The sequence below is a fragment of the Proteus sp. ZN5 genome, assembly GCF_011046025.1.
GTDB lineage: Bacteria > Pseudomonadota > Gammaproteobacteria > Enterobacterales > Enterobacteriaceae > Proteus.
In genome coordinates, this window is sequence record NZ_CP047639.1 from 4,034,146 (window position 1) to 4,046,774 (window position 12,629).

The 12,629-nt window shown below is 39.8% G+C and carries 11 protein-coding genes; 2 read left to right on the top strand and 9 right to left on the bottom strand.

All coding sequences use genetic code 11. The annotated features are described in order from the left end of the window. Positions 1-143 precede the first annotated feature (143 nt). The 6 genes from dapB to ribF form a co-directional block, all read right to left on the bottom strand. On the bottom strand, positions 144-965 hold the full coding sequence (gene dapB / locus GTK47_RS18560; protein WP_165125954.1) for a 4-hydroxy-tetrahydrodipicolinate reductase: 822 nt from the start codon (positions 963-965) through the stop codon (positions 144-146). 233 nt (positions 966-1,198) lie between these two features. Beyond that, the gene (gene ispH / locus GTK47_RS18565; RefSeq protein ID WP_165125957.1) at positions 1,199-2,152 is read right to left on the bottom strand and encodes a 4-hydroxy-3-methylbut-2-enyl diphosphate reductase; all 954 of its coding nucleotides are present in this window, start codon (positions 2,150-2,152) and stop codon (positions 1,199-1,201) included. Then, complete coding sequence (fkpB, locus tag GTK47_RS18570) at positions 2,133-2,603, bottom strand: FKBP-type peptidyl-prolyl cis-trans isomerase (protein WP_088493753.1); 471 nt, start codon at positions 2,601-2,603, stop codon at positions 2,133-2,135. Before fkpB ends, ispH begins: the two co-directional genes overlap by 20 nt. 69 nt (positions 2,604-2,672) lie before the next feature. Further along, positions 2,673-3,188: a signal peptidase II gene (gene lspA / locus GTK47_RS18575; RefSeq protein WP_075673710.1), complete on the bottom strand. Its 516-nt coding sequence runs from the start codon at positions 3,186-3,188 to the stop codon at positions 2,673-2,675. A 3-nt stretch (positions 3,189-3,191) separates the two neighbouring features. Beyond that, on the bottom strand, positions 3,192-6,002 hold the full coding sequence (gene ileS, locus GTK47_RS18580; protein ID WP_165125960.1) for an isoleucine--tRNA ligase: 2,811 nt from the start codon (positions 6,000-6,002) through the stop codon (positions 3,192-3,194). A gap of 29 nt (positions 6,003-6,031) precedes the next feature. Continuing rightward, positions 6,032-6,973, bottom strand: coding sequence for a bifunctional riboflavin kinase/FAD synthetase (gene ribF / locus GTK47_RS18585; protein WP_165125963.1), 942 nt, complete (start codon positions 6,971-6,973; stop codon positions 6,032-6,034). 431 nt (positions 6,974-7,404) lie between these two features. Here ribF and rpsT point away from each other — a divergent pair, with 431 nt between their 5' ends. After that, on the top strand, positions 7,405-7,665 hold the full coding sequence (gene rpsT / locus GTK47_RS18595; protein ID WP_004248964.1) for a 30S ribosomal protein S20: 261 nt from the start codon (positions 7,405-7,407) through the stop codon (positions 7,663-7,665). Between the two features lie 72 nt (positions 7,666-7,737). On the opposite strand, the gene nhaR is transcribed toward rpsT, so the two are convergent. Next, on the bottom strand, positions 7,738-8,658 hold the full coding sequence (gene nhaR, locus GTK47_RS18600) for a transcriptional activator NhaR (protein WP_165125966.1): 921 nt from the start codon (positions 8,656-8,658) through the stop codon (positions 7,738-7,740). Between the two features lie 190 nt (positions 8,659-8,848). After that, positions 8,849-10,027 (bottom strand): Na+/H+ antiporter NhaA, encoded by a 1,179-nt coding sequence (gene nhaA / locus GTK47_RS18605; RefSeq protein WP_165125969.1) that lies wholly within the window; start codon positions 10,025-10,027, stop codon positions 8,849-8,851. A gap of 441 nt (positions 10,028-10,468) precedes the next feature. Here nhaA and GTK47_RS18610 point away from each other — a divergent pair, with 441 nt between their 5' ends. Then, positions 10,469-11,314, top strand: coding sequence for a DMT family transporter (locus GTK47_RS18610; protein ID WP_165125972.1), 846 nt, complete (start codon positions 10,469-10,471; stop codon positions 11,312-11,314). Positions 11,315-11,390: 76 nt separating this feature from the next. Here GTK47_RS18610 and dnaJ read toward each other — a convergent pair whose 3' ends face one another. After that, positions 11,391-12,530, bottom strand: coding sequence for a molecular chaperone DnaJ (dnaJ, locus tag GTK47_RS18615; protein WP_165125975.1), 1,140 nt, complete (start codon positions 12,528-12,530; stop codon positions 11,391-11,393). Positions 12,531-12,629 lie beyond the last annotated feature (99 nt).

Below are 12,629 nucleotides of genomic sequence, written 5' to 3' on the forward strand. Positions count from 1 at the left end.
GTATTTCGGTAGATAAAAACGAAGAAAAAATAGAGATAACAAATAAAAACAAGATAAACAATAAAATTAACTTACAAACAAAATAAAAAACCCACAAATATAAAAATATTTGTGAGCTTTCAATAAATTATATTCTTTATAAATTACAAATCTTCTAATGAAAGCACATCTTTCATATTATAAAGACCAGATTTTTTATCGCTTAACCAAATAGATGCTTTAACAGCGCCATTTGCAAATGTCATTCGACTAGAAGCCTTATGGCTTATCTCGACTCGCTCACCGATATCAGCAAAAATTGCGGTATGTTCTCCTACAATATCACCTGCACGAATAGTAGCGAATCCGATACTTTGAGGATCACGCTCTCCCGTGTGCCCTACTCGCTCATAAACTGCGCACTGTTTAAGATCACGACCTAACGCATCTGCAATAGACTCTCCCATTGCTAATGCCGTACCTGATGGCGCATCAACTTTATGACGATGGTGAGCTTCTATGATTTCAATATCAGTGTAAGTTCCCATCACTTTAGCCGCTTTTTCAAGTAACTTAAGCACTAAGTTAACACCAACACTAAAGTTAGCGGCAAACACGATTGGGATAATTTTCGCTGCATCATCTATGGCTTTTTTACCTTCATCATCAAAGCCTGTTGTACCAATGATCATGCCTTTTTTCTGCTCTACACAAAATGCAATGTGAGAAAGAGTTCCTTCAGGACGCGTAAAATCAATTAACACATCAAACTCATTCGCTTGAGCCAGCAAGTTATCAGTGATTGTGACACCAAGATGTCCAATACCCGCTAATTCTCCGGCATCAGCGCCAATCAAAGAAGAATTAGTACGCTCAAAAGCAGCACCTAAAACGGTTCCTTCTTGTTGAGAAATTGCCTGAATTAATTGTCGCCCCATACGACCACCCGCACCAACGACAGCAAGACGAAGTTCTTTTGCAGACATAACTAAATTTCTCCTTAACAATACTTATTATCTCTATTTATTGTTTACAGATTAGCGATGTAGTCCACTTGATGCCAGCATTTAACGTTCGAGATAAGAAAAACACACAAAACTGTAGTCATTATCAGTAAAAGAGATGAACAGCATGATTATTCATGTCACTTTACTCAACACATAAAAAAAGCAGAGTTATTCACTCTGCTTTTTGAATTCACTAACTCGCTTAAGTAAGATTATTCGATAACTTTATAATCCAAACGAAGCTCTTTGGGGACTTCAAAGACAATATTTTCTTCACGTCCTGATAGTTCGATCACTTCATCAGCACCAAAGGTTTTTAAACGATCTAATACTTGTTGAACTAAAATATCTGGAGCCGAAGCCCCTGCGGTAACGCCAACAATATTTACGTTAGCAACCCATGATTCATCAATATCTTCAAAGCTATCGATAAGATAAGAAGGCTTACCTGCACGCTGCGCAAGCTCCGCTAAGCGATTAGAGTTTGATGAGTTCTTTGAACCAACCACAAATACAACATCTGCTTTTTCTGCAAGTTCTCTTGCCGCTTCTTGGCGATTGGTTGTTGCGTAGCAAATATCATCTTTACGTGGGCCAATAATTTTTGGGAAGCGTGTATTTAAAGCATCAATCACTTCAGATGTATCATCAACAGAAAGCGTTGTTTGGGTCATAAAGCAAAGATTGTCTTCATCTTTCACTTCTAATTTCCAAACATCAGCAGGTGACTCAACTAAATACATTCCCCCTTCAGGGTTATTGTATTGCCCCATTGTGCCTTCAACTTCAGGATGTCCCGCATGACCGATTAAAATCGCTTCTTTGCCTTTACGGCTTGCTCTTGCCACTTCCATATGAACTTTAGTGACTAATGGACACGTTGCATCATAAAGCATGGTTAAATTACGTGAACGAGCTTCTTGGCGAATAGCTTGAGAAACACCATGAGCAGAAAAAATTAAAATTGCGTTATCAGGGACTTCTGAAATTTCTTCAATAAAGATAGCGCCACGTTCACGTAAATCGTTAACGACATAGCGGTTATGAACGACTTCGTGACGAACATAAATAGGAGCGCCATAGATTTCCAGAGCACGATCAACAATGCTGATAGCTCGGTCAACACCCGCACAAAAGCCCCGTGGGTTAGCCAGCAGTATTTGCATGTGTTGTTTCCTCCTCAGGATTGATGCCGACAACTTCAATATCAAATGTCACTTCTTCTGATGCTAACGGATGATTAAAATCAACCGTCACAGAATCTTCAGTGACATCTCTAACAATGCCCGGCATTTCACTGCCATTCATTGCTGTAAATAGCATGATAGTGCCTGCTTCAGGCACACCAGATTCTGCAAAGTCAGAAGGCATAAAGTATTGGATCAAGTCAGGATTGTATTTACCAAAAAGATGTTCACCCGCAAGCGTAAAGGTTTTTTTATCTCCTGTTGATAATCCCAATAATTCAGCTTCTAAGGCTGGCGATAAACTTTCATCACCTAAACGAAAAAGAGCGGGTTTACCATGCGCTTGTGTAGATTCAGCAACAGAGCCATCTGCTAACTTTAAAGTGAAATTCAGCAACACTGCGCTGTCGTTGAGTACCTGCATAACCATACTAATACCTTCTATTAAGCGTAACCCCCGCCATAAGGCAGGGGTTATTTTAGTTAACTTCTTGTCTGATTACTTTTGCTTTTTTGCATCTTGAGGACTGACATTTTTATCAGGGAAAAAGCTCTCAATAATGATAAGCCCTGCACCGATACAAATCCCCATATCAGCAATATTAAAGGTAGGCCAATGCCAATCTCCGACATAAACATCAAGGAAATCGATAACAAACCCGTGGATCAGACGATCAGAAAGATTACCCAATGCTCCGCCAATAATGAGCGCATAAGCAACGTTACTTAGTTTGGCACTCGCTTTGTTTTTATACATCATTACCAATAAAGTAATGCAGATTGCTAACGCAATCAGTGCAAAAAACCAACGTTGCCATCCCCCTTTATCTGCTAAAAAGCTAAAGGCAGCACCATAGTTATGGGCGTAAGTGAAATTGAAAAAAGGCATCACAGCAACAGATTCATACAGACGAAATGTCTGCATGAAATACTGTTTTGTTCCTAAATCCAATACCACTACGGCGACGGCCAGCCATAGCCAGCGTAAACCTGTAGAGCAAAGTGTTTTCTTCATTAATTAAGCAAACTTACGTTCTTCACCGTTACCGGCTACGTTAGTAACACAGCGTCCGCACAATTCAGCGTGTTCCGCTACTTGACCGATATCTGTCGCATAATGCCAGCAACGAGGACATTTTTCGCCATCTGCTTTGTTAAAGGCGATTTTTAAACCCGCCATATCAGAAGCTAATGCTGTTTCTGGTGCTTCATTAATATCTGCCACTTTCGCTTGAGAAGTTAATAAAACAAAACGCAGTTCGTTACCTAATGTATTTAACTTATCTGCTAAAGCTTTATCTGCATACAGAGTTACAGATGCTTCTAAAGAGCCACGCAATTGTTTATCTGTACGAGCTTGCTCTAATACTTTGTTGACTTCACCACGAACAGCAAGTAATTCAGCCCAGTAGTCATCATTTAAGGTTTCTGACGCATCTAAGCCAAATAAATCGGTATACCATTCTTCAGTTAAGACATATTTTGCACGTTCACCCGGTAACTCATTCCAGATCTCGTCTGCTGTGAATGACATAACTGGCGCCATCCAACGAACTAATGCTTCACTGATATGGAATAACGCCGTTTGACAACTACGACGAGCAACGCTGTCGCTTTTCGCTGTGTACTGTCTGTCTTTGATGATATCTAAATAGAAAGAACCCATTTCCACTGAGCAGAACTGCATTAAGCGCTGAATAACATTATGGAAATCATAATTTTCATAGTGTTTTAGGATCTCTGCTTGTGCAGCCTTCGCACGACCTACAGCCCAGCGATCAAGTGTCACCATCTCTTCTGGCTTAACTTGGTGTTTTGCAGGATCAAAACCATTTAGGTTCGCTAAGAAGAAACGCGCGGTATTACGAATACGACGATAAGTATCCGCAGAACGTTTTAAGATCTCATCAGATACAGCGATTTCACCAGTGTAGTCTGTTGATGCAACCCATAAACGCAGGATATCAGCACCCAGTTTATCCATTACATCTTGAGGACTCACTGTGTTACCGATAGATTTAGACATTTTACGGCCTTGTCCATCTACGGTAAAACCGTGTGTTAAAACTTCACGGTAAGGTGCTTTACCTTTGATTGCAGTCGAAATCATCAGTGAAGACATAAACCAACCACGGTGTTGGTCAGAGCCTTCTAAATACATATCAGCTGAATTGCCATGGTATTCTGGGCGAGCATCAACGACTGTTGAGTGTGTTGATCCTGAATCAAACCATACGTCCAGTGTATCTGGCGTTTTCATGTAATCATCAGCTTCATCACCCAGCACTTCACGGATATCTAAATCCCACCATGCTTGAATGCCGCTCACTTCAACACGTTTTGCAACTTCTTCCATCAACTCTAAAGTACGAGGATGCGGCTCTTGAGTCTCTTTATGAACAAACAGAGACATTGGCGTACCCCAAGTACGTTGACGAGAAATACACCAGTCAGGGCGGTTTTCAACCATTGATTCAATACGTGCTTGGCCCCAATCAGGGATCCATTTAACACCTTTGATCTCTTTTAATGATTGTTGACGTAAACCGTTTTTATCCATGCCAATAAACCATTGTGGTGTTGCACGGAAAATAACTGGTGTTTTATGTCTCCAACAGCAAGGGTAGCTATGTTGTAAGGCTTCATGATGTAACAGAGCGCCTTTCTCTTTTAGCAGTTCAACAATGACATCATTCGCTTTAAAAACAAAAACGCCATCTAATGTTGGATAAGTACCGGCTAAGTAGCACCCATTTGGTCCAACTGGGTTTGCAACTTCTAAGCCGTATTTTTGACCAACAACAAAGTCATCAGGGCCGTGGCCTGGTGCAGTATGAACAGCACCTGTACCCGCTTCTAACGTAACGTGATCACCTAAAATTGCAGGTACATCAAAGCCCATAAATGGATGATTAAAGCGCAGTAGCTCTAAATCAACACCTTTACATTCGCCTAAAACAGCCCAGCTTGTTACGCCAATACGCTTCATTACGCCTTCAACAAGATCAGCGGCTAAAATCACGCATTCATCGTTAAAAGAGACTAAGGCATAATTAAATTCTGCATTTAATGCAATAGCGCGGTTAGCGGGTAATGTCCAAGGCGTTGTTGTCCAGATAACCAAAGAAACTGGCTTATCTGTTGTTGCATGGAACTTGGCAGCAACGGCGCTTGGATCAACGGCAGTGAAACGTACATCGATGGAAGGTGAAGTTTTGTCATAATATTCAACTTCAGCTTCTGCCAATGATGAGCCACACGCTGTACACCAGTGAACAGGTTTAGCCCCTTTTAACAGGTGGCCATTTGCGATAATGCGCGCTAATGCACGGATAGTATTCGCTTCAGTTTTATAGTCCATTGTAAGATAAGGTTTTTCCCAATCTCCTAGAACACCTAAACGAATAAAATCTTTTTTCTGTGCTTCAATTTGTTCGTAAGCATATTTACGGCATTCCTCGCGGAATTGCGCTGCAGATATTTTCTCTCCTGGTTTACCTACGATTTGTTCAACTTTTAGTTCGATAGGTAATCCGTGACAATCCCATCCTGGAATGTACGGAGAATCAAAGCCTGACAGCCCTTTGGATTTAATAATAATATCTTTGAGAATTTTGTTTACTGAGTGACCAATATGAATATTGCCGTTGGCGTATGGAGGGCCATCGTGCAAAATAAATGTTTTCTTACCACTTTTAGCCTGACGAATTGCTTGATACAAACCTTCTTTGTACCAACGTGATAACATCTCTGGCTCGCGCTTTGCTAAATCCCCGCGCATAGGGAACCCTGTTTCTGGTAAGTTCAGGGTATTTTTATAGTCACTCATTCGATTCTCAGTTCCAATTTTCCGCTAGTTTATGACTCCGACCGCTGCGATAAAAAATCCCTAGCAGTAGCCACATCATCTGCGATTTGCTGCTTCAATGCATCCAATGATGCAAATCGCTGTTCATTACGTAATTTCTTTCGTAACACAACATCAATACGACGTCCATATAAATCCATATTAACGTCGATTAAATGAACTTCTAATTGTACGCCCTTCCCTTGTACAGTAGGACGACTTCCGATATTTGCCACACCAGGTAAAGGTGATTGATTATCTGATAAATAGACATCAACAGCATAAACGCCTTTAACGGGTGCAACTAAGCGTTTCATAGGAATATTGGCTGTCGGAAAACCAATAGTTCTACCCAATTCATTACCATGAACAACGCGTCCACAAACACTGTAAGGGTGCCCTAATAGTGATTCAGCAAGGACTAAATCATCATTGAATAACGCTTCTCGTACCGCAGTGCTACTGATACGCAATCCTTTATCGCAATAACTTTCGGTATTAGCGACTTCAAATCCATATCTTGCACCAGCTTGTTGTAAAAAGTGAAAATCACCTTCACGGTTTTTGCCAAAGCGAAAATCATCGCCAATAGCAAGAAACTTCACCCCTAATTTATTCACCAGCAGTGATGAAACAAACTCTTCTGGGGTTTGCGCTGCAAATTGTTTATCAAATTTGACACACAAAAGGTAATCAATACCACATTCAGCCAAATACTTTATCTTATCTCGTAAGCGAGTCAGACGCGCTGGTGCCTTTTCTGGTAAAAAGAACTCAAGTGGTTGAGGCTCAAATGTCATCACAACAGTAGGTAATCCTCGTTGTGACGCCTCTTGCTTCAAATGTTTCAATAATGCCTGATGGCCTCTATGGACACCATCAAAATTCCCAATTGTCAGAACGCAACCATGGTGTAGCGCTCTAATATTTTGTATACCGCGAATTAGCTCCATAACTGGCTCAATACCGTGGAAATTATTGGATTATACCTTGTCAAAGGCTTGAGAGTAACCCAATATATCAATGTTTATTGATGAGTAATATCTCGACAAGTCGATTCACTGTTATTCTTAAATTTGATTGCTCACATCAAACAAAAAATGGACTATCACTCACTTCTTGGTTATAAAATCGCATAAAACCCAGCATAGATCCTATTAGAATCTATTATTTATTACTCATATACACGATTTTGATGATTTTTTCACTCAAAAGACTGTATTCTACCCGTCTTAACTGATAAAATCTTGCGCCATCACAACGAAACAAGTGTCGCGTACAACGACGCTAATTTTGTATAAATCCATTGACAAACTTAGGTTGAAAAGGCATATTCCTTCACCTTTGTATTTGTCCTCGCTAGAATATATTTGGGAGTTGGAACTTGGCTAATATCAAATCAGCTAAGAAACGTGCGGTTCAGTCTGAAAAGCGTCGTCAGCACAACGCAAGCCGTCGTTCTATGATGCGTACTTACATTAAAAAAGTATACGCAGCAGTTGCTTCAGGTGATAAAGAAGCAGCACAAAAAGCATTTAATGACATGCAACCAATTGTTGACCGTCAGGCAACTAAAGGCTTAATTCACAAGAATAAAGCTGCACGTCATAAAGCTAATCTGCAAGCACAAATCAAAGCAATGTAATATTGCTTTCTTGTGTTATAAAAAACCGGCTTATGCCGGTTTTTTGTTTTCTACTTTTTAACCACAATCCGCTTATGGGGCTGCAACATTCTTCTTATCTCCATTAAAGAGCTCTGAAAAATCAGTATTACAAACACGTTGAACGGCTGGATGTTGGATCATTCGTTCTGCAAAAATCGCGTAGTACTCTTCTTTTACCGTATCAAGCATCCCAATCTCTTCGATATTACTATGAGCAAAAGTTTCATCTGTATACAGTGACGGTGCTACAAAGATAGCATTATAATTTAAGCCAAATGCTTTCATTAATGCTGCGTCATCAAACTCACCCAGTATTTCCACTTGAAGGTTTTTGTTACGTATCCATGTTAATAAATGGCGGCCTAACATATATCGACGACCTGGAATGAGGAGCTTTCGCTCTTCTAAACATTCAGGAAACGGTTTTTCCGGAAGAGGATGACTACAAAAAAAGCTCATATTACATTCGCCAAGCTTTACAGAGAACAGGCCTTCTTGTTGTGACGAATCCACAGGACAATCGGATAGGATCATATCCAGCTTATGCTGACTTAATTGTTCGAGTAATAGTTCATGAGTCGATTCAAAACAGCGCAGGTGAATTTGCTCATTATTAATCACTGCTGTTTCTAATACGCGACTGACTAATTGTTTAGATAATGCATCCGCAACACCGACATCAAATAGTAAATTCGATTCACGGCTGTAGTTGACGATATCCAGCATTTCTTGGCTGAGCATAAACATTTTATCGGCATAACGAAAAATGAGCTGCCCCAATTCTGACGGAACTAACCCTCTTCCTTGACGTTTAAATAATTTGCCACCCAATCTTTCTTCTAATGCTTTAATTTGCCCTGTAATTGTCTGAGGTGTCAGATACAGCGCTTGCGCTGCACCTACAACAGAGCCTTCTTTACACACATGCCAAAAATAATAAAGATGGTTAAAATTGAGATGTGACACCCGCATAGTTATCTTCCTTTCAACTTCTGTGCTTCAAACACAGACTATGTAATAACGCATTAGTTTGCGATTGGCTTTCCTTGCGCCCAATCCTCATAAAAACACCTACGGCACAATACATTGTATTGCACCGTAGGTTTAAATATATAGCTCGGTATTTATTGTGTTGAGAAACTCAAATCCGTAATGAATTCCCCTATATTGACTTCGTTTTTAACTTCGGTAAAACAGAGCGAAGTAACAAATATCCCACAACAGCAGCTACAGTTGAACCAACTAAAATACCAAGCTTAGCGTAGGTATTATAAGCTTCATCCGCACCATCGAATGCTAATCCTGCGATAAAGATAGACATAGTAAAACCGATACCACATAGCACAGACACTGCAAATATTTGTTTAAGGTTAATCGCATCTGGTAATTTTGCAATACCTAGTTTTACCGAAACCCAGCTAAAGAGAAAAATACCAATCGGCTTACCTAAAAATAGACCTAACGCGATACCTAACGGTAAGGCAGACAACATGCCATCAAGCGTTACGCCATTTAAAGAAACTCCTGCGTTACTAAATGCAAACAGCGGTAAAATAAAATAGGCAACCCAAGGGTGCAACACATGCTCTAATTCTTCAGAAGGAGAATCCCCTTCTTTATTTCTTAATGGGATAAGGAATCCAACAATCACACCTGCAATCGTTGCATGAATACCTGATTTTAAAATACACACCCATAAGATGAACCCAAGAATCAGATAAGCAGCTGTATTCCCCACTTTACGCCAATTCATTATGCCCAGAGCAATCACTATCAAACCCGCCAAAGCGAGAGGCATTAGTGCAATACTCTTTGAATAAAAGAGCGCAATAATAACGATTACACCTAAGTCATCAATGATAGCCAATGCTAATAAGAAGACTTTTAACTCAACAGGAACACGCTTGCCAAGTAACGCCATCACACCCAATGCAAAAGCAATATCTGTTGCGGCTGGGATTGCCCACCCCTGCTGTCCAACGGCATCAGTATGATTAAACATCAAATAAACCAATGCTGGAGCTAACATACCACCCACTGCGGCTATCGCAGGGAAAATAGCTCTATCACGCTGAGCCAAAGAGCCTTCTTTTAATTCGCGTTTAACTTCTAATCCTACCACTAAGAAAAAGATTGCCATCAAGGCATCATTTACCCAAAGCAATAATGGTTTATCAAGTTCGAACGCGCCGAATTTGATCATAATAGGAATAGATAAAAACTCATTATACAAAGCACTTAGAGGTGTATTCGCCATAATCAATGCGATAATAGCAGCAATAATCAGAAGAATACCGCCTGATGCCTCTAATCTCAAAAATTGTCTAATAATTGCCGTCATAATATTAACCTCAGAATCACTAATCTTGTTAATAATATGCTAATCATAGATTCGTAAAAAACAGTTTATTTATGGATAATAACTCGGATTATTCGAGTTAAATAAGAAATATCAAGAAAAATAAGATGAATAACATCAATTCATCAACATAGTTTTTCAATAGAAAAAAAATGGGAATAATTAATAACAATAACAATAACGCATTGAATATAAAAGTTATTTTTTTACAATCCGGTGAAAACAAGCATCTTTTTTGATAAATGATCCCAATTGATAAAATAGCTAAAACGTATCAATTTTTATTATTGAAAAAATGGCGTTTACTCCTCACCCTTAAAATCATTTCAGATGATAAAAAGAAATAATGGCGTATTTACTGTTTAATCACTGTACTATTGTTTTATAAAAAATGACTCTTTCCATATTAAGGTTTCTGTCAATATGTCGATTACTGTTTTTATTGCCGTTTTATTTGCTGCTATCTTTCATGCATGTTGGAACGCATTAGTTAAAGTAGGCAGTGATCGATTTTTAGGGATTTCGTTACTGACTTTCTTTTCTGGTGTTGTAACACTACCCGCCCTATTTTGGATTGGGCTCCCTGATGTTGGTGCATGGAAGTGGCTTGCTCTTTCTGTTTTATTTCATATTGGTTACACACTCTCTTTAAGCCGTTGTTATACCTTGGCTGATTTTAATCAGGTCTATCCTATTTCTCGCGGTAGTGCGCCATTAATGACTGCGTTTCTTGGTTTCTTTCTCTTCCATGAAACACTACCAATAGCTGGCTTACTCGGTATTTTATTTATCATTTTGGGTATTATCCTTATCTCACGTAGTAGGAAAATAGCAGAGTTTAATTTACGTAAAGATGCACTCTTTTTTGCACTGCTTACCGCATTATTTACCGCAAGCTATACCCTATCTGATGGTAATGGCTCTCGTGTAGGCGAAACACCTTTTGCTTATATTTTATGGCTCTTCTTTTTAAATGGTATTGCAATGTATTTACTTGCTTGGCTTCGTTATCGCCAACATTTAAAAGCCAAAATAAAAGATTATTGGAAACCCGCATTTTGGGGTGGGATCATGCAATTGGTAAGCTATGGCATTGTGATATGGGCGATGAGTCATGCTTCAATCGTACTTGTGGCTGCTTTAAGAGAAACCAGTGTATTATTTGCCATGATCTTATCTGTCTATCTATTAAAAGAGCAATTTAACCGTAAACAGCTATTGGCGTGTTTAGTGATTTTAGCGGGTATTGTTGCTATCAAGGTAGGGTAAATATGAAATACTCTTCAAATAAAAAAGCCTGATGACACTCTTTATCATCAGGCTTTCTCTAAGGTGATAAGAAAAATTATTTGGTTAAATCATCAAAGAATTTTTTCACACCATCTAAGAAACTTTTAGAGCGAGGAGTGTTTTTCTCACCACTCTTACCACCGAATGATTCACCCAGTTGTTCCATTAACTCTTTTTGTTTCTCATTGAGTTTAACAGGCGTTTCAACTACAACGCGACACATTAAGTCACCAATAGTGCTACTTCGTACTGATTTAACACCTTTGCCTTTCATGCGGAACATTTTACCAGTTTGTGTTTCTGCTGGAATTTTAAGTTTCACACGGCCATCAAGTGTTGGAACTTCAATTTCGCCGCCCAAAGCAGCAATCGCGAAGTTAATAGGGACTTCACAGTAAAGGTTGTTGCCATCACGTTCAAAAATATGGTGTTGGCGAACATGAACCTGTACGTATAAATCGCCTGCTGGTGCACCGTTTTCACCGGCTTCACCTTCGCCGCTTAAGCGAATACGGTCGCCTGTATCAACACCGGCTGGAATTTTGACAGACAGCGTTTTAGAGCGTTCAACACGACCATCACCATGACACTTAGAGCAAGGCTCTTTAATCACTTTACCGCGACCATGACAAGTTGGACATGCCTGCTGTACAGTGAAGAAACCTTGACGTAAATGAACCTGACCAGCACCATGACAAGTAGAACATGTTTCTGCTGATGTGCCTTCTTTAGCACCGCTACCATGGCATTTGTCACATGTTTCTAGTGTAGGTATCCGAATTTCTTTAGCAACGCCACGAACCGCTTCTTCAAGCGTTAGATCCATGTTGTATTGTAAGTCAGAGCCACGCGCTGCGCGTTGTTGACGACGACCACCACCAAAAATATCGCCAAATACATCACCAAAGATATCACCAAAGTCAGCACCACCACCGAAGCCGCCGCCACCTTGACCACCAAATCCACCTTGTTCAAATGCAGCATGACCATATTGATCATAAGCAGCACGTTTTTGAGCATCACTTAAGATCTCATAGGCTTCTTTGATTTCTTTGAATTTTGCTTCTGACTCTTTATCACCTTGGTTTCTGTCTGGGTGATATTTCATTGCTAAACGCTTATACGCACGTTTAATTTCTTTTTCGTCGGCAGTTTTACTTAAACCGAGTACTTCGTAAAAATCTCTTTTCGCCATTCTAGATTACCCTTGACATAAGCACACGGGCGTTGAGTTTCCTCGACGCCCGTGTTCGGTATCAGTAACTATTCACAGGTGAGTTACCGCGGCCCGTTA